Source organism: Halorubrum sp. ARQ200 (assembly GCF_005435115.1).
Taxonomy (GTDB): Archaea; Halobacteriota; Halobacteria; order Halobacteriales; family Haloferacaceae; genus Halorubrum; species Halorubrum tropicale.
On sequence record NZ_SGTZ01000004.1, the window covers coordinates 25,249 to 43,465 of the forward strand.

Genomic DNA, 18,217 nt, shown 5'->3' on the forward strand with positions numbered 1-18,217 from the left:
GGTTTAGCTCCGGTGTCGCGGGCCTCACCGCAGCGCCGAGATCAGCGCGATACCGCCGGCCAAAAGCAGCGCGAGCGCGGCCACGGGCTGGCCGCCGCCGACCGCGAGGGAGACGCCGTAGACGAGCCCGGCCGCGAGCGCGCCGACGAGCAGGCTCAGCCCCGCGTGGACCGCGACGTTGCGCCGGACCCGCGCGCCCCGGCCGACCTGTTCGCCGAGGCCGACGCCGTGGTCGGCCACGTCCCACGCGACCGCCAGCCCGACGGCGGCGACGAGCAGCGGCTCGGCGGTCGCGCCGCGGTACCCGGCGACCGCGAGCCCGACCACGCCGACGGCTGCGCCCCACGTGAGGACCCGCGTCGACCGCCGGAGCGAACCGCCGAGGAACCCGAGCGCGGCGACGCCGAGCAGCGCGCCGCCGACCGGACTCGCGACCAGCCCCGCGGTCGCGGCGACACCCGCGGCCGCGAGGCTCGCGACGACCGCGACCGTCGGCGACCGCGCGTCCGTCTCGTGGAAGTCGCCGTGCGCGTCGTCACCGGTCGGTCGGACCGCCGAACCGTCGCCGCTCATCGCGACCACCGCCTCGTCGCGGCCGCGACGGCGACCGGGAAGGAGTCGTCGCCCCACTCCACCGCGCGGATCCCTCCCGACCGGAGCGACCGCAGCCGCTGGCGCCGCTCGAAGGTCGTCAGCCGCTGGCCGACCGTTCCGGTCGCGGTGGGGTCCGGCGAGAGGACCGTCACGAGGTGCCCGTGCGCGTCGATCCGGCGGGCGAGCGTCGCCGCGGTGTCGTCGACGAGCGGCGTGAAGAACAGCACCTGCGCGTCGGCCGGGAGCCGCCGCCGGAACCGCCGGAGCCACAGCGACCGGTAGAACCGCTCGTCGCTCGGCGTCGGCGCCAGCGCCGGGGCGGTCGCCAGCGTCTCCCGCCCGCGAGCGGCGTGGACGGTCCCGCTGCCGGGCGGGAGCCAGCAGTCCATCGGCGACAGCGCCGCGATGCCGACCCGGTCGCCGCCGTCGAGGAGCGCCGAGAACGCCTGGCCGGCGGCCGCGACGCTCGCCTCCACCGCGGTCTCGGCGTCGGGGTCGGACGCGGCGTACGCGGACTCGCGGGCGTCGACGAGCAGCACGACGGTGGCCGAGCGCTCCTCGCGCAGTTCGACGGTCGACAGCTCGCCCGTCCGCGCCCGGCGGTTCCAGTCGATCCGCTTGAGCGGGTCGCCCCGGCGGTACTCCCGGGTCGCGTGGAACTCGACGCCGGCGCCGCCCACGTCGGTCGGGACCCGCCCGTGGTGGACGGTCGTCAGCCCGCGGAGGGGGAGGTCCCCGCCGGCGGCCAGTTCGGGGGTACAGGCGATTGCGGTCGGCGCGTCGAGGGCCGTCGCTCGCTCGCGGGCGCCCGCGGCGTCGCGCGTGACCGCGGTCATCGGCTCCCACTCGTGGTCGCCCCGGGCCGCGCGCACCGTGTACTCGAACGTCACCGCGGCCCCGGGCCGCAGCGCCGTGGCGACCCGCGCGGGGCCCTCGGCGACGGCCAGCCCCGGCGGGACGCCGTCGACGAGGCGGAGGTCCGGGAGCGGCGCCTCCCCGAGGTTCTCCGCGCGGACCGTCACGCGCACCTCGTCGCCGGGCGCCGGGGCCTCGTCGCTCACCGTCCGGGTGACCGCGAGCGTCGGCGTCGGGGCCTCCCCGGCCCGGGCGTACACGGCGTAGCCGACCCCGACCGCGCCGGCGAGCACCAGCGACGACTGGCGGACGAGCACGCCCAGGCCGACGAGGGCCAGCGCCGCCCCGGCGATCCCCAGCCAGCGGTCGGTCGCGACCTCGCGCCGGCGCTCGCGGTCGGTCGGCGCCGCGGCCGGCCGTCCGGCCGCCGCGGAAGCGTCTCCGATCGCCTCGCCAGTTTCTTCGGCCGCCTCGTCTTCGGACTTTGGCGCGTCGGACCCCGACTCGTCGACACGGTCGGCCGTCGGCCCGGGTCGGTCGTCCCGTTCCGGACCGCTCGTCTCGCTCCCGCCGCTCGCGGCCGCGTCCGAGCCGGCCGCCACCTCGGCGCCTCGCGGGTCGCTCACCCCGCACCCCCCTCGATCCGTTCGATCTCGTCGACCGCGGCCCGGAGCCCGTACCAGTAGTTCGAACGCCCCCGGATCCCGGCCGACAGGCGGACGCGGACCGGGTACCCGCTCCGGGTGTCGAAGAAGGCGGCCGCGGTGGGGTCGTCCGTCCACGTCCCGTCGTCGACGGCCGCCGCCGCGGCCTCTGGCGGGCAGTTCCGGTCGCGGGCCACGGCGTCGACCGCGACCTCCCGGATCCGGTCGCGGAGGTCCCGCCGGTCCCGGTAGCCCCCCGGCGCCGGGCTGACGACCCGCGCGATCCGCTCGTCGAGGTCCGTCCCGGGCACCGCGGCGGGCGCGCGCCGCTCCGGTTCGCCGGGGTCGGTCAGCAGCCGCCGCCGGTCGCGGCGCGCGTTCGCGTACCGCACTCCCTGGACCACGCCGAGGACGCCGAGCAGCGTCACCACGGCCGAGGTGGGGGAGATGGCCGCCGCGACGCCGCGGTCGAGCGCCGCGAGGACGCCGACGGCGACCGCCGCCACCCCGACGATCGCGAGCGGTCGCACTACGGCTCACCCCCGTCGGGTCCGGCGGCCGCGGTCGCGGACCGGTCGCGCGTCACGAGTCGCCCCCGTGTCGCTCCTCGATCCGGCGCAGCGCCTCGACGGCGCGGCGCTCGCGGTCGTCTGTCGCGTCCTCGCCGCCGTACCGCACGCGCTCGAACACCTCGGTGAGCGCGGTCACCGGCTCCTCGTCGACGCCGGCGTCGACCGCGGCGGTCGCGAACTCGGCGGGCGTCGAGGAGGCGGGCCGGTCGACGTCGAGCACGTCCGTCATGTCCCGCCACGCGCGGTACACCTCGTTGTCCGCGTCCGACGACTCGATCCGGTCGGCGGCCTCGCCGGCGGTCCGACCGATCGCGTCGAGGTCCGGCGGCTCCTCGGCCGGATCCTCGGCCCGCGCGGCCGCGTCCCCGTCCGCCTCGTCGTCGCCGCCGGCGAGGAGCAGCGCGGCGACGCTGGCGATCACCGCGACCACCACGACGAGCGCGAACAGGATCTGCGGCGCCGACGCCGCGCCCTCGCCGCTGCCGACGCCTGCGCCGCCGACGGCGCCGGCCGGTAGGATGCTCGTCCCGTTGCCGCCGAGGCCGAGCGAGACGGTGACGCTCTCCGCGACCGAGCGGCACGTCGACAGCACCCAGAAGAGGACGCCGACGGGGGCGCCAATCACGCTCGCGACGGCGACGCTCGCGAACGGCGACGCGGTGTCGCGGTAGGTGATCGCGGCGAGCAGCGCCAGTCCGACGAGCAGCGCCAACACGGCCGGCGGCTCCCGCAGCGACGGGAAACAGAGCCCCGACGCGGAGAACTCGCCGGCCTCGCCCGACGAGGAGAGCACGCCTGGGTCGCCGGTGTCCGATCCGACGCTCGGGGCCTCGCCGCCGCCTCCGCCGAAGCCGCCGCTACCCGTGTCGACGGCGGTGTTCAGCGTCGCGGCAGCGACGCCGAGCGCGACGAGGGCGAGGAGGGCGACCGCGACCGCGACGAGGGCGTCCCGCTTCACGTCCCCGAATACGCCGGCCGCCGGGAATAGCTTACGGCGTCGGCCACCCGGGCTGTGGCTCACCGCTTCGGGCTGGCCTCATCGGCCGGGCTGGCCTCATCGGCCGGGCTGGCGTCACCGGCGCCTCCGTGCGGGCGGCTCGGTCGACCGTCGGACCGCTCCCTTACGCGTCCTCGCTCCCGTCGACGAGGTCGTCGAGCGGCGTCGTCGGGAACAGCGCGTCCACGTCGGGCTCGGGGTCGACCAGGCGGTACGCGGTCCCGTCGCGCTCGACGACGCCGGCGGCCGCCAGGTGATCGAGGTGCGAGAACGCCTCGCCGGGGCCGTGGAGCACGTGGATGTCCTCCAGCGAGCCGAACAGCGCCGCCGACACCTCCCACGCGGTCGCGGGGCCCGACTCGTCGAGCACGTCGATCACCCGGCGGGTCCGGTGGCGGTGGTGGTCGAGGATCGTCGCCGCGCGGCGCCCCGGCTCGTCGATCCGCCAGCGATGACCGGGGTGGGCGGCGTCGAAGTCGCGCGCGACGAGCCGCGCGAGGCTCTCGGCGTAGGCGGCGAGCGCCCCCTCGACGCGCACGTCCGCGCCGCCGACGTTCGGTGTGTACTTCGGGAGCAGCGCGTCCCCGGTGAACACCTCCTCCGTCGCGTCGTCTCCCGCCACGGGCTCGTGGTCGGGGACGGTCCGGGGGTCGAACGCGAACCCGGAGAGGCCCGCGGTGTGGCCCGGCAGGTGGAGGACTTCGAGCTCGACGCCGCCGGCCTCGATCACGTCGCCGTCGCCGAACGTCGTCACGTCCGCGGGGTCGCCGGAGAGGTCCGCGCTGACCGCGTCGAAGAACCCCGTCAGGCGCTCGCGGTCGGCCGCGGGCATCCCCCAGCGCTCGAACGTCTCGCGCTGGAGGTCGCGGTCGGCGAACAGCGGCGTCTCGGCCCCGTCGACGAGGCCGGCGTCCGCCTCGTGGACGTACACGTCGGCGCCGCCCGCGGCCTGGACCTCGCCCGCGAGCCCCGCGTGGTCCGGGTGCCAGTGGGTGAGCACGACCGCGTCCACGTCGGCGAACGAGCGGCCGTGCTCGGCGAGGCCGTCAACCAACTCCCCGCGCACGCCCGGGAGCGCGACGCCGGTGTCGACGAGCGCCGTCGTCTCGCCGTCGAGCAGGTACACGTCGTTTTCGCCCTCGAAGACGGTGTTGCCGAGCTGGATCCGTTTCACACGACTCCGTCGGCTGCCGGGCATTTCACGGTTTCTACCGCGGCGCGACCGACCGCCGCTCGCCGCCCTCCCGTCCGTCCGCGGACGCGACCGTTGGGGCTTTGCTTCTCCCGCCCGTTCCGGTGATATGGAGTATCAACCGGGCGTGTGTAACATCGGACCGACCCAACAGCGACGGCGGCTGCTCCTCGGCGTCGGGTCGCTGCTGGCCGCGGCGGCGTACGTCGCGGCGGTCGTCTCGCTCGCGTGGCCGCGGTGGGCGCTGATCGCCGCCGTGGTCCCGTTGTACGGCGCCGCGATGGGCGCGTTACAGTACCGCGAGCGCTTCTGTATCGGCTTCGCGGGGATGGGCGTCTTCGACGTGGGCGACGGGGCGAACGAGATTCAGAACGAGGAGGCGCTCGCCGCCGACCGCAAGAAGGCGGTCCGCCTCAACGCGAAGGCGATGGCGCTCGGCGCGGCCGGAACGGTGGTCGTCTTCGCCGCGGTGACCGTCTTTCTATAGATAGCCGTACCGTTACGGACCGTTCGTTTATTACTGATTGCGAGCGGGTCGGCGGCGAACACCGCCAAAGATCCAGGCGCACGGCTGCCCCTTTGAGTCTCCCCCGACCGCACAGCCCCGCGCCTCACACCTCCCCGGCCTCGCGGTTCGCTCGGGGCTCCCTGCGGTCGCCCTCCCTCACCGCGTCCAGCGAGAATCGGAGATTCTCTGGCAGCCGGCGCGTCGCGCCGGCGACCTCGCGCGCGCCGCCTCGCGGCCTCCGCTTCGCTCCGGCCGCTCGCAGGCATGCGCCGCCGCACAGCACCGCAATTTGTGTGGGATCTCGGTAGAGTATCAACACGAACGTGCGTATAGAAAAGCATTAGACCCGGCTTGGTGACCACGTAAGTGAATGAGTCTGTCCGATGCGGACCACGAGCTCGTGACCGCGGAGCTCGGTCGGGAGCCGACGGCGGCCGAGGCCGCGTTGTTCGAGAACCTCTGGAGCGAGCACTGCGCGTACCGCTCCTCGCGGCCCCTGCTGTCGGCGTTCGACAGCGAGGGCGACCAGGTCGTGGTCGGCCCCGGCGACGACGCCGCGGTCCTCGCGCTGCCCGAGCCCGACGCGGCCGACGCCCCCGCGGCCGAGCGCGCCGCCGACGACTACGGCGACACTTACGTCACGTTCGGCGTCGAGAGCCACAACCACCCCTCCTTCGTCGACCCGTTCGACGGCGCGGCGACGGGCGTCGGCGGCATCGTCCGCGACACGATGAGCATGGGCGCGTACCCGGTCGGCCTCCTCGACTCGCTGTACTTCGGCGGCTTCGACCGCGAGCGCTCGCGGTACCTCTTCGAGGGCGTCGTCGAGGGCATCTCCCACTACGGCAACTGTATCGGCGTCCCCACGGTCGGCGGCAGCGTCGCCTTCCACGGCGGCTACGAGGGGAACCCCCTCGTCAACGTCGCCTGCGTCGGGCTGACGAACGAGGAGCGACTCGTCACGGCCACCGCGCAGGAGCCGGGCAACAAGCTGGTCCTCGTCGGCAACGGCACCGGCCGCGACGGGCTCGGCGGCGCCTCCTTCGCGAGCGAGGACCTCGCCGAGGACGCGGAGACCGAGGACCGCCCCGCGGTCCAGGTCGGCGACCCCTACGCCGAGAAGCGGCTGATCGAGTGCAACGAGGCGCTGCTCGACGAGGACCTCGTCCGCTCGGCCCGCGACCTCGGGGCGGCCGGGCTCGGCGGCGCCTCCTCCGAGCTCGTCGCGAAGGGCGGCCTCGGCGCCCGCATCGAGCTCGACCGGGTCCACCAGCGCGAGCCGAACATGAACGCCACCGAGATCCTGCTCGCCGAGAGCCAGGAGCGGATGTGCTACGAGGTCGCGCCCGCGGACGTCGACCGCGTCGCCGCGCTCGCCGAGCGGTTCGACCTCGGCTGCTCCGTCATCGGCGAGGTGACCGAGGGGAACTACGTCTGCGAGTTCGCGGGCGACGCGGACGGCGACGGGGAGCCGGAGGTCGTCGTCGACGCGCCGGCCGAGTTCCTCGCCGACGGCGCGCCGATGAACGACCTGCCGAGCGAGCCGCCGAGCGAGCCCGAGCGCGACCTCCCGGACGACGCGCCGCCGCTCGACGAGGCGGTCGCCGCCGTCCTCTCGGCCCCCTCGACCGCGAGCAAGCGCTGGGTGTACCGCCAGTACGACCACGAGGTCGGCACGCGAACCGCCCTGAAGCCCGGCGACGACGCCGCGCTGCTCGCGATCCGGGAGACGGAAGCGGAGGACGGGGCCGACGGCGGCGCGGATGAGTCCGCCGACGGCGTCGGCCTCGCGCTCGCCTCCGGCGCGAACCCGAAGTGGACCGCGGCCGCGCCGTACGAGGGCGCCCGCGCCGTCGCCCTGGAAAACGCGACGAACCTCGCCGCGACCGGCGCGGTCCCGCTCGCCGCGGTCGACTGCCTCAACGGCGGTAATCCGGAGAAGCCGGACGTGTACGGCGCGTTCGAGGGGATCGTTGACGGGCTCGCCGACGCCTGCGCCGCGCTCGACGCCCCGGTCGTCGGCGGGAACGTCTCGCTGTACAACGACAGCGTCGAGGGCCCGATCCCGCCGACCCCGACGCTCGCGGTGCTGGGGACGACGCGCGGCTACGACGCGCCGCCGGCCGCGCTCGACGCCGGCCGCGCGGCCGACTCCGAGCTGCTGCTCGTCGGTGCCGCCGGCGACGCGCTCGGCGGCTCCGAGTACCTCGCGCACGCCGGCGGCAGCGACCGGTTCCCGGCGCTGCCAGACGACTCCGGCGGCGCCGATGACCTCGCCGGCCTCGTCGCGTCGCTGGCGGCGGCCGCCCGCCACGAGTCGACGCTCGCGGCCCACGACGTGAGCGAGGGCGGGCTCGCGGTCGCGCTCGCCGAGCTGGTGACCGACGACGCCGGCGTCGACGCGACCCTCCCCGACCGCGTCGCGGCCTTCGACGAGACGCCCGGCCGCCTCCTCGTCCAGACCACCGACCCCGAGGGCGTCGCGGCCGAGGCCGGCGACCTCCCGGTCTTCCGGCTCGGCGAGGTGACGACGGACGGGACGCTCTCGCTTTCGGTCGGCGACGAGTCGGTCGCGCTCTCCGCCGACGCGATACGGGACCGCCGCGACGTGATCGACCGCGAACTGGCCTGAACCGCCGAGACGCGGCACGCGGGGGCTTCGACCGTCCGCGGTCCGTCCCCGCGACCGCCCGATTTCGACGCCGCGAGAGCGAGCGATACGCTTTTAGGCACTCCTAAAGTATGTGGCGGTAACCGCGGGACGCCGGTCGGCCCGGCGCCCGCCCCTCACCGATGGCATCCACGGAACCAGTCGGCACGACGCGCTCGGTCGAGTCGGACGACGCGACGAGCGAGCGACCCCGCGACGACTCGGACGACCGGCGGTCGGCCGGCGACGACGCCGACCACGTCCTGTCGCTGTCGGACGTGACGAAGGCGTTCGGCCCGGAGACCGCGGTCGAGGACGTCTCGCTCGACGTCCGGTCGGGCGAGCTGCTGACGTTCCTCGGGCCGTCCGGGTGCGGGAAGACGACGACGCTGCGCACCATCGCGGGGCTCGAAGAGCCCACGGAGGGCCACATCACGCTCGGCGACGAGGTCGTCGCCGGCGACGGGTCGTTCGTCCCGCCGGAGCGGCGCGACGTGGGCATCGTCTTCCAGAACTTCGCGCTCTTCCCCCACCTCACCGTCCGCGAGAACATCGCGTTCGGGCTGTCGGACGCCGACGCCGCCGAGAGCGAAGCGCGCGTCGACGAGCTCTTGGAACTGGTCGAAATGACCGACCACGGCGAGAAGACGCCGGACCAGCTCTCGGGCGGGCAGAAGCAGCGCGTGGCGCTGGCCCGCTCGCTGGCCCCCGAGCCCGAGGTGCTCCTCTTAGACGAGCCGTTCTCGAACCTCGACGTGCGCCTCCGGGTGGAGATGCGCGAGGAGGTGCGCCGCATCCTGAAGGAGGCGGGCGTCACCGCCGTCTCGGTCACCCACGACCAGGAGGAGGCGCTCTCCATCTCCGACCGCGTCGCCGTGATGAACGACGGGCAGATCGAGCAGGTCGGCCGCCCCGAGTCCGTCTTCGAGCGCCCCGAATCGAAGTTCGTCGCCTCCTTCCTCGGCCGGGCGTCGTTCCTCGAGGGCGAGCTCCGCGACGGGAAGGTCGACACCGGTATCGGCCGCTTCGACGCCGTCACGCTGGAGGGGTACGACACCGTCTACGACGGGGCGCCCGTCGACGTCTTGGTCCGCCCCGACGACCTCCGCGCGACGCCGGCGAGCCCCGAGCTCGCCGACGGCGTCGTCACCTCGCGGCAGTACGTCGGCCCCTCGTTCGTCTACCGCGTCGAGCTCGACTCCGGCGAGGCGGTCCACTGCCTCCACAACCACGTCGAGGAGTTCGACCTCGACGAGCCGGTCTCCCTAGAGCTCACCGCGGACCACCCGCTCGCCTGGTACCCGCGCTGAGCGCGCCGCCGCCGGCGATCTCGTGTCGGTAACTGTGCCCGAAGAGCGCCGGCGGCGCTCAGAAGGTGGCGAGGAACGGAACGGCGTACGCGATCAGCAGGCCGATCACGGTGACGGCCGCGCCGATACCGACCTCACGGGTCCCGAACTCCTGCATCGGAGCGGTCACGCGCGCGTCCGGGTCGGGCTCGTGTGAGTGGTCGTCCATGCCCGCGACTCCGGTCGGGGGATACATAAGCCCACCTGAAGCCGACGGCGTCGACCCGCCCGGAGCCGGGCGCACCCGCCGTCCCGGGCCGCCCCCCGTACGCGGTTTCTCGACGCGATATGTACCGCCCGTTCGGCCACGGAGGACGCTCTCGTGCCCCGATCAGCTCGGGAATATCGTCAGAAAAGAAACTTACATATGGTTCGTTGCGGGACGGCAATATACGGTCAACTGACACAACTATGACAACCGTCCTCACGCTAGCGTTCGTCGGCGTCATTCCGATCGCCGTCGCGTTCGTCCTGCTCGCCGGACTGCGGTGGTCGGCCGCCCGCGCGATGGGCGTCGGGTGGCTGCTCGCGGGCGGGATCGGACTGACGTACTGGGGCATGGAGCTCGACTGGCTGGTCGCGTCGGCCGTCTACGGCGCGCTCCAGGCGGTCGACATCATCCTCATCGTCTTCGGCGCCATCCTCCTGATGAACTACCTCGAGGGGAGCGGCGCCATCGCCACCATCCGCTGGTACTTCGGCCAGATCGAGGAGGACAGACGCATCCAGGTCCTGCTCATCGGCCTCGGCTTCATGACGATCATCGAGGGCGCGGCCGGGTTCGGCACCCCCGGCGCGCTCGCCGCGCCGCTTTTCATCGGGCTCGGCTTCCCGCCGCTTGCGGCCGCGGTGTTCGGCCTCTTCTTCAACGCGCCGAACCCGCCCTTCGGCGCGGCCGGGACCCCGGTCATCGGCGGCACCGGCGCCGTCATCGAGCCGGCGCTGTCGGGCTCGATGAGCGTCGGCGAGTTCCTCTCGATGGTCTCCGCGTGGTCCGGCGTCGTCACGGGGGTGACCTACGTGTTCTGGGGCCTGCTCGGCGTGTTCTTCCTGACGTACTGGTTCGGCGATGCCGACGGCGGGCGAAGCGTCGGCGGCGCCGTCCGCGACACGCTCCCCATCGCGCCGTTCGCGCTCCTGCTCGGCGCCGTCACGGGCGGGACGCAGCTGGCCATCGCGTGGGTCGTCGGCCCCGCGCTCCCCGACATCGCGGCCGGGTTCGTCGTCCTCGGCGTCGGGCTCCTGCTCGCGAACAACGACGTCCTCGTCCCCGACCGCGAGTGGGACTTCCCGAGCGACTCGCGGTGGAGCGACACCTGGCTCGGCGGGCTGGACCTCGACGAGATCTCCCGCGACCAGCCGAAAAAGGAGATGTCGGTGCTGCTCGCGTGGACGCCGTACCTGCTCGTCGCCCTCGCGCTCCTCGTCACGCGGTGGCCCGACCTCACCGTCGCCGGGACCGAGGTGCTCGCGTGGATCCAGAGCTTCTCCGTCAGCATCGACTCGATCCTCGGCACGGAGCTCGGCTACACGCTCCAGTACCTCTACCTCCCGGGGACGATGCCGTTCATCCCCATCGCCGTCCTCACGGGGCTCCTCCACAAGATGGACCTCGACGAGATGGGCGCCGCGTGGCGGCGCTCGGTCGAGCAGGTCGCGCCCGCCGCGCTCACGCTGATCATCGCGGTGTCGATGACGCAGGTGATGATCCAGTCGCAGACGAACACCGCGGGCCTCCTCGGCATGATGGAGGCGCTCAGCCGGGCGCTCGCCATCGGCGCGGGCGGCCTGCTCCCGCTGATATCGCCGTGGATCGGCGCCATCGGCTCGTTCATGACCGGGAGCAACACCTCCTCGAACATCCTCTTCAGCGTGCTCCAGTACAACGCCGCCGAGACGGTCGAGCTCTCGCGGACGGTCGTCGTCAGCCTCCAGAACGTCGGCGGCGGCCTCGGCAACATGGTCTCGGTGCTGAACGTCGCCGCGATCTGCGGCGTCGTCGGCATCACCGGTCGCGAGGGCGACCTGCTCCGCAAGGCCATCGTCCCGATGGCGCTGTTCGCGCTGTTCGCCGGGCTGTTCGGGATGCTCCTGAGCTACGTCCTCGTCCCCGGACTGTTCTGACCCGCGCCGGGTCGGTTCGGGGCCGATATTTTATATAAGCGCTGACGCAATACACACGTATGTCTGAAACGGGTACAAACGCCCCCGACGTCGACGACCCCGAGACGACGACGATCAACGTGCGCGTCACCGAGCGCCAGCTGGCGGAGATCGACGCGGCTTGGAAGGAGGAGGGCTACACGTCGCGGAGCGAGTTCCTCCGGCACGCGATCCGGGACGCGACTGAGCATCCGGGCGCGTCACGCGATATGCTGGCGAGCATCGCCGCCGAGGAGTACGCGATGCGAAAGGGTGACAGCGAGGCCGTCTCTCGCGACGAGGTCGTCGAGATGATCGATGACGAGGAGTGACGACTGGACGTGGGAGTTTCGACCGCCCGCCACGAGCGCGTTCGAGGGGCTCGACGCGCCGACGCAGCAGCGGATCGTCTCGAAGCTCGACGACATCGTGACCGAGGCGGGACCCGCCCGAATACGTCGAACCGCTCTCCGGTGTTCCACACGGGAAGATCCGTATCGGTGATTTTCGCCTCGGGGCCGACGCTGATTGCGACCGTGAGGTCGTGGTGATCTACGACATCGAGCATCGGTCGGGCGCGTATCGCCCGGGCGACGACTGAGCCTCGATTCGGACGGAACGACCGACTCACAGACACCTGAAGAGGGCTCGGCCGGAAGCGATGACGGCCCAGAGCGACCGCCGCGCTACGAGCAGGTGATCCGGTGGGCGGAGTGCATCAAGTCACAGCCGCCGGAAGTGTGGGGCCCGCAACAGAACGCGGTCGTAAACGGCCAGATCGAGAGCGCGCAGGCGGTCGACGTGAGCGCCGAGGAGAAACGGGCGATTCGGGAGTTCGCGAGGGTAGAGTTGCGCAGAACTGAACAGGACGCGGATGACTGATGATATGCTCTTTTTGTGCTCTGTTCGCCTCACTCGATACGGGATCCAGTATAAAATTCGCGAATAACTTCGACAGACACTCCCTTTCGTATGTGTGCTTACTGAGCTGTATGGTAATATATAAAATTGTATGCGAAAATCAAGCTATCGTAAATATTTGTTCGTTGTACACCGATAACTTAGCAAATCCTCGATGGATTTACTACTCTAGCTCGTCAGGGTTGGCCGCGTAGATGGTCACGTTATTAAGAATTGTCTCGTCAGTGCTGATACCGCGGGTATCAACAATCATAGCGAAGGACCAACTCTGACCGCTGCCGAATTCTATTCGGCCACCACTGTTCTTTCCAACTCTTCCATTAGTGTACCGTACTGCTGCATTATCTGATTCTGCATTTAATGAATCAGCACTAATCGTCGGCGGGTCAGATTGTCGTAGGGTCGCTTGCGAGTCATTCGTGTACCCATTCCGGACGAAGACGACGCGATCTGCATAAGGACCACTCGGCTCTCCCCATACATTTACTGAATCAGAAGAATTATTTTTTATTTTGAATAATTCATTAATACCAGTAACTGAATTAGAATTTATATTGTTAAAGCTGATCTCAAGCTCACCACCTACCCCATCATCATTCACGTACTCTCCGTCAATTCCCTCAAGTGCTAACTGAGCACTCGCGTCGCCGCTGGTGCTCACACTAAAGCTGCGTTCTGCTTGAGCGGATGAGAATGCTCCGGTACCCACCGCTGCTGCGCTACCTGATGCCAATGCCCCTGCGCCGATGATGAATTTGCGTCGTTGCATCGTTGGTCTCCCTCGTAACCGCACACGACCTGCCGGAGACACGAGACATCCCGTATCACCCTGGGTCGCTCTACTACTTTCATAGGGCGTATCCCATATCGTTATGAGCGACCGGAAGAACCACTGCTGAACCCTGAAACACGTTCACAGGCACTCTGCCACCGTTCAGGAACCTCCTTCAACCGCTCTTGCCCAGCCAGAACCGTCGTGTTAGCGCCCGCTTCGGCATCAACAGGTCTCTGAAACAGTGTCGAGCCGACATCGGGAGGAATGAGACCGGACGGGCACGACGCTCTTGCGCGTGGTACTCGAAGACGCCGCAGATCCGATCGAGCCTCAGTCGTCGACGAACTGCTCGTAGAAAGAAGCGTCCTCTAGCTTGACTGTCCCGTCCGTCGTCCCGCTGTAGTTGTCGCTGTTCCCGGACGCCGAAGTCTGCCCGCGGTCGAACACGCCGCTGATCCCCTTGACCTCGATCCCGACGATTCGTTTGCCGTTGTCGAGACTGTCGTCGAAGTCTTTCAGTTTGATCTTCTTGTCGGCTGAGACCTCGGCCTCGTCAGTCTTCTTGACTTCCCCACCGTCCTCATAGTAAGCGAATGCCGTGATTTCGGTGCTACTGTTGCCTCCAGCTGACGCGGTTCCCGGACTGTTGTCGCTCTGTTGCGTGTTGAGAACGACGCCTGAGCTCCCAGACCTGAACTCCACGCCAGAGACGGTAGCAGTCCCGCCGTCGTCGTCCGCTTCGATCCTGAGTTTGAACGCTCGCGTGTCCCCGAAAATACTCGCCGAGACACCCGTGTCCTCGGTACCGCGGACGCGGATCGTGATCTCGATATCGTACGGGCCTGGGTCTCCGTGTACGTCCGCCGTCACGTAGGCGTACTCTCCGGGACCGAACGCGTACTCGTCACGAACCGGCCCGCCGTCCTCGAAGGGCCCGCGACGGACCTCGCTGTCGCCCATCTGTTCGTACTCGTCGTCGGTCGACAGCTCGACCGCCAGGTCGCTGAATAGGTCCTTGTTGTCTGCGAAGTCGATACCCACGATACCGATCCCGGAATTTTCCGGGAACCGATTCGCGACTCTGAGGAGCGTGACTCGATCGCCGTCTTCGACGGTGATCGACTTCTTCTCTTTGTCGTCACTCTGCTCCTTGTCTTCCTTGACTTCCGGGAGAGCCTTGTACCCCACGTACGCGTTCTCGTCCTCGACGACGGACATCTCCACGGAGCGGTCGGCGCTCGCGCTGGAGAACGCGCCGGTCCCGGTACTCAGCGCCGCTGATCCGCCGCCGCCGAGCAGGAGGATGAGGTTGCGTCGTTTCATGATGTGCGTGGGTCCGACACTCGCTTACTGGTTGACAACACGTGTCGCACACTTAATGTTATGAGCTGTCGGAAGCGGGTATCGCACCGCCTGAACTCCCGTGACATTGGCTTGAACCCCGTTCTCGCCGCCGACCGCTGAACCACGCCGCGCGCGCTCCGATCCGACCGCCGGTCGCTCACTCGCGGTTCACTTCGGGCGGCTCCTCGCCGCGGCCGACCTCCATCTCCGCGGTGTAGTACTTGTGCGCCAGCGCCGAGAACGCGAACGCGACGACGATCGCCAGCGTCCACGCCATCTCGGGGAGGAGCGTGAACGGCCACACGCCGATCCACACCGCCGACACGAGCGCGGCGGCGACCCCCGAGAGCCCGAGGTAGTACTCGCTCCACGGGATCTCTCGCCCCTCGACGACGTCCAAGTACACGTCCACGTCCGTCAGCGCCGGCGTCGGCTCGACGACCCCGCGCGCCTTGTTGAAATCCACGACCCCCGCGTCGTCCATCTTCGGTAGGTGCGACTGCTGGAGGGCCGTGTACACGCGCTTTCGCTCGCTGCTGGATATCTCGGCGGTGTCGATCCCGTTTTCCCAGGCCGCGATCTGCTCCGCCATCTCGCCGATCTCGACGGCGTCGTCCGGCTCGCGTTTCAGCAGGTGGACCGCGAACCGCCGCCGCTGGTTGGCCAGTACGTCGAACAGGTCGTCCTCGGAGATCTCCGCCGCCGGCTCTGCCCCTCCCGTCTCGACCTGCTGTGCCGACGCCATTTACGTCAGACAAATATGAATACGCCAACATAAAACTACGGGTTGTGATAACTCGACAACGTTTATTCGCGTTCACGACTCTCAGCATTTATCCGCTCTAACTCCTGATTTCGGGAGATAGAAGGTCTGCTATAGCATTTCAAATGTTTAACACCGTCTGTCGGGCCCCGGCGGTGCGCTAAATTATCAGGGCTCGGATTCCTTCGACTGACGCTCGATACGGGATCACGCGCCGCTCTTCGCCCGCGCGATGACTCGTTGAGGAGCTTCAAGCACCGCATAACCAAGGGCGTCGGACGCCAACCTGCGATCAGACAGGTATGTCCACGGTCCGTCGAACGCTGATCCTCGCCGCTCTCGTCGCCGCCGCCGGAGGCCTCGCCTTCGCGACCGGGGCGGCGGTGGTCGACGGGCCGGCGGACACGTTCGCGGAGGAGCGCCTCGCGGTCCAGCCGGTCGCGGGACCCAACGGCGCCTACGCCTTCCTGAACGACGACGACGAGATAGTCGTCGACGTCTCGGGGTCGAACCCGAAGCTGCCGAGCGACTTCGAGGGCGTCAATCCGGGGACGCTCGCGTCGGCCGACGGCGTGTTCACGATCACCTACACGGCCGACGAGTACGCCCGGGTCTGGATCGAACACCCCGAGGAGAACGTCACCTTCGTCGCGGACGGCGAGTCGATCGAGGGCGCGTCGAACAACATCACGCTCGGCCCGGACGAGACCGTCGCCGTCGGCCTCGAGGTCGACGCGCGCGGCGCCGTCGCCGGCACGCAGCTGGGCGGCGACGACTTCGACATCCGCGCACAGGTCGCCGACCCCGAGTCCGTCGACTCGCCCGACACCGCGGGCGACGGGGACGAGGCGGACGGGGGCGACGGCGCCAGCACCACGGTCAGCAGCCCCGTCCCGACCCGGAGACAGTTCCAGGGCTCGGACTTCCCTCGGGGCGAGTGGGTCACCTTCGACGCGGGCGCGATGGAGATCGTCGGCGGCGACGTGACGCTCGACCGCGTCCGGATCGAGAGCGCGAACGGCCGCGACGTCGCGTTCGAGACCGTCGGGCGACCGGAGCCGTTCGCGTCGGCCGGACCGCTGAACGACTCTCGGGGGGCGGCGCCGGTCGGCTACTTCGAGTTCGACCACTCCTTCGCGGACGAGGACGTGTCCCGCGTCATGTTCTCGGTGAGCGTCGACCGCGACTACCTCAACGAGACGGGCGCTGACCCCGACGACGTCTCGCTGTACCGCCGGTCCGCGTCGGCGCCCGACGGCTGGAAGCGGCTGGAGACGGAGCGCGTCGACCCGGCCGTCCGTCGCCTGCTCGACCTGCCCGAGGACCGGGTTCACCTCACGGCCCCGACAGACGACTTCTCGGTGTTCGCCGTGGCGACCGACCGGGCCCGCATCCGCGCGGCCGACGCCTCGCTCGACCGCGGGGCCGTCAGTGCGGGCGAATCGGTCGTCGTCCGCGCGACGGTCGCGAACGGGGGGCGGGCCGACGGCGCGCGCGACGTGACGCTCACGGCGGACGGCGAGCCGCTCGCGACGCAGCGGGTCGAGCTCGACCCCGGCGAGCGCACCGTCGTCGCGTTCGAACCGACCTTCGACGAGCCGGGCGAGTACGACGTCGCGGTCGACGGCGCCTCGGCGGGGACGCTCGCGGTCGGCGACCCGGCGAACGGCGACGGGGACGACACCGCCTCGGTGGGAGACGGGACCGACGACGCGGCGGCGACGACCGACCCGCCGACGGAGGAGCCGAGCGGGATCGACCCGTCGAACGTCGTCGGGCTCGCCGTGTTCGTCGCCATCGTCCTCACGGCCGTCGCGCTCGTCCGGCGGATGCCGCGGTCGTGACGCGCGCTCGCGGCCGGCTCCGCGCTCCTCGCGCGACCGCCGGGCGACAGTTATCACCGCTGGATCGCGGGACCACAGAAATTAAGCGACCGTCACCGGAGGGAGACCCGTGAGCGACCTCTCGTCCGAGACGGACCGCTCGGTCCCCGGCCGCGGCGGCAGCGACGGCCCCGTCCGCGACCGCGACGCGGGCGCTCGCTCGGGCTACGCGGCGTTTGCCGACGAACTGGTCGCCCGCGCCCGCGTCGTCGACCTCCTCGCGCTCTGCGTCCCGCCGATCGCCCTCGCCGCCGTGTTTGCGCTCCCGCGGGCGACCCGGCGCTCGCTGGCGTTCGCGTACACGGACCCCACGCTCCTGTCGGCGTTCACGGCGCACTACGTCCACCTCGGCGCCGACCACCTGCTCGGGAACCTCGCCGGGTACGGGCTGCTCGCCGGGGTCGGCTATGCGCTCGCGGTCCTGGGCGGGCGCCGGCGGCTCTTCTTCACCGCGTTCGTCACCTACCTCGCCGCCCTCCCGTTCGCGCTGTCGGCGCTGAACCTCGCCGTCCCGCGGAACGCGATCGGGTTCGGCTTCTCCGGCGTCAACATGGCGCTCGCCGGGCTGCTCTCCATCCTGTGGTACTGTTACGCCCGCGAGCAGTTCGCGCCCGGGGCCTCCGTCGCCGCGCTGCCGGCGGTCTTCTTCGCGCTCGTGGGGTGGATCGCGCTCCTCGCGCTGCCGGTCTCGACTGAGGGGGTCGGGATCGCGGGGCTGTCGGTCGGCGTCGCGGGCCCGCTCCTCGCGCTGCTGTACGCGGCCAGCAGCGAGGTCCGGCTCCCGCGACCGCTCCGGGCGCACGCGAAGTCGGTCGCGGCGCGCCCGGGCTACGGCGACCTGCTCGCGGTCGGCGCGGTGATCGCCGTGGGGTACCCCGTCGTCGGCTTCCCGTCTGACCCCGCCGGCGGCGGCAGCGTCGTGAACCTCTACGTCCACCTCCTCGGGTTCTGCCTCGGCTTCATCGCCCCCTTCGCGCTGTTGGCCGCCGGCGTCTTCGACGAGTGACGCCGCCGTCGACCGCCCCGAT

Annotated in this window: 16 protein-coding genes; 7 read left to right on the plus strand and 9 right to left on the minus strand. The window is 70.6% G+C overall.

The genetic code is table 11. The features are described from left to right. Positions 1 to 24 precede the first annotated feature (24 nt). The 5 genes from EXE50_RS07140 to EXE50_RS07160 all read right to left on the minus strand — a co-directional run bounded on the left by EXE50_RS07140 (position 25) and on the right by EXE50_RS07160 (position 4,836). Positions 25 to 630, minus strand: a complete 606-nt coding sequence (locus EXE50_RS07140) for a hypothetical protein (protein ID WP_053771790.1) — start codon at positions 628 to 630, stop codon at positions 25 to 27. Beyond that, positions 570 to 2,075 carry a DUF58 domain-containing protein gene (locus EXE50_RS07145; protein WP_137704719.1) on the minus strand — a complete coding sequence of 502 codons (1,506 nt, stop codon included), beginning with the start codon at positions 2,073 to 2,075 and terminating at the stop codon, positions 570 to 572. The genes EXE50_RS07140 and EXE50_RS07145 overlap by 61 nt, the downstream gene beginning before the upstream one ends. After that, positions 2,072 to 2,623, minus strand: coding sequence for a hypothetical protein (locus EXE50_RS07150; RefSeq protein ID WP_053771788.1), 552 nt, complete (start codon positions 2,621 to 2,623; stop codon positions 2,072 to 2,074). Before EXE50_RS07150 ends, EXE50_RS07145 begins: the two co-directional genes overlap by 4 nt. Positions 2,624 to 2,675: 52 nt before the next feature. Next, complete coding sequence (locus tag EXE50_RS07155; protein WP_137704720.1) at positions 2,676 to 3,623, minus strand: DUF4129 domain-containing protein; 948 nt, start codon at positions 3,621 to 3,623, stop codon at positions 2,676 to 2,678. A gap of 163 nt (positions 3,624 to 3,786) precedes the next feature. Beyond that, positions 3,787 to 4,836, minus strand: a complete 1,050-nt coding sequence (locus EXE50_RS07160) for an MBL fold metallo-hydrolase (RefSeq protein ID WP_053771786.1) — start codon at positions 4,834 to 4,836, stop codon at positions 3,787 to 3,789. Between the two features lie 127 nt (positions 4,837 to 4,963). Between EXE50_RS07160 and EXE50_RS07165 the strand changes: the two genes are divergently transcribed. The 3 genes from EXE50_RS07165 (at position 4,964) to EXE50_RS07175 (ending at position 9,322) form a co-directional block, all read left to right on the plus strand. Further along, positions 4,964 to 5,341 (plus strand): hypothetical protein, encoded by a 378-nt coding sequence (locus tag EXE50_RS07165; protein WP_053771785.1) that lies wholly within the window; start codon positions 4,964 to 4,966, stop codon positions 5,339 to 5,341. A gap of 391 nt (positions 5,342 to 5,732) precedes the next feature. Further along, positions 5,733 to 7,994 (plus strand): phosphoribosylformylglycinamidine synthase subunit PurL, encoded by a 2,262-nt coding sequence (purL, locus tag EXE50_RS07170; RefSeq protein ID WP_137704721.1) that lies wholly within the window; start codon positions 5,733 to 5,735, stop codon positions 7,992 to 7,994. A 161-nt stretch (positions 7,995 to 8,155) separates the two neighbouring features. Then, positions 8,156 to 9,322, plus strand: coding sequence for an ABC transporter ATP-binding protein (locus tag EXE50_RS07175; protein ID WP_053771783.1), 1,167 nt, complete (start codon positions 8,156 to 8,158; stop codon positions 9,320 to 9,322). A 58-nt stretch (positions 9,323 to 9,380) separates the two neighbouring features. Here EXE50_RS07175 and EXE50_RS17390 read toward each other — a convergent pair whose 3' ends face one another. Then, the gene (locus tag EXE50_RS17390; RefSeq protein ID WP_167551902.1) at positions 9,381 to 9,530 is read right to left on the minus strand and encodes a hypothetical protein; all 150 of its coding nucleotides are present in this window, start codon (positions 9,528 to 9,530) and stop codon (positions 9,381 to 9,383) included. 242 nt (positions 9,531 to 9,772) lie between these two features. Here EXE50_RS17390 and EXE50_RS07180 point away from each other — a divergent pair, with 242 nt between their 5' ends. Then, the gene (locus EXE50_RS07180; RefSeq protein WP_137704722.1) at positions 9,773 to 11,485 is read left to right on the plus strand and encodes an L-lactate permease; all 1,713 of its coding nucleotides are present in this window, start codon (positions 9,773 to 9,775) and stop codon (positions 11,483 to 11,485) included. Between the two features lie 59 nt (positions 11,486 to 11,544). Further along, positions 11,545 to 11,835, plus strand: coding sequence for a ribbon-helix-helix domain-containing protein (locus tag EXE50_RS07185; RefSeq protein ID WP_137704723.1), 291 nt, complete (start codon positions 11,545 to 11,547; stop codon positions 11,833 to 11,835). Between the two features lie 752 nt (positions 11,836 to 12,587). On the opposite strand, the gene EXE50_RS07200 is transcribed toward EXE50_RS07185, so the two are convergent. From EXE50_RS07200 to EXE50_RS07210, 3 genes are all read right to left on the minus strand, one after another. Next, positions 12,588 to 13,193, minus strand: a complete 606-nt coding sequence (locus tag EXE50_RS07200) for a hypothetical protein (protein ID WP_137704725.1) — start codon at positions 13,191 to 13,193, stop codon at positions 12,588 to 12,590. 336 nt (positions 13,194 to 13,529) lie between these two features. Beyond that, the gene (locus tag EXE50_RS07205) at positions 13,530 to 14,522 is read right to left on the minus strand and encodes a hypothetical protein (RefSeq protein ID WP_137704726.1); all 993 of its coding nucleotides are present in this window, start codon (positions 14,520 to 14,522) and stop codon (positions 13,530 to 13,532) included. Positions 14,523 to 14,700: 178 nt separating this feature from the next. Next, the gene (locus tag EXE50_RS07210) at positions 14,701 to 15,288 is read right to left on the minus strand and encodes a hypothetical protein (RefSeq protein ID WP_137704727.1); all 588 of its coding nucleotides are present in this window, start codon (positions 15,286 to 15,288) and stop codon (positions 14,701 to 14,703) included. A 320-nt stretch (positions 15,289 to 15,608) separates the two neighbouring features. Here EXE50_RS07210 and EXE50_RS07215 point away from each other — a divergent pair, with 320 nt between their 5' ends. Beyond that, a complete protein-coding gene (locus EXE50_RS07215) occupies positions 15,609 to 17,150 on the plus strand; it encodes a CARDB domain-containing protein (protein WP_137704728.1) in 1,542 nt (513 codons plus the stop codon). A 109-nt stretch (positions 17,151 to 17,259) separates the two neighbouring features. Next, positions 17,260 to 18,195: a hypothetical protein gene (locus EXE50_RS07220; protein WP_053771777.1), complete on the plus strand. Its 936-nt coding sequence runs from the start codon at positions 17,260 to 17,262 to the stop codon at positions 18,193 to 18,195. Positions 18,196 to 18,217 lie beyond the last annotated feature (22 nt).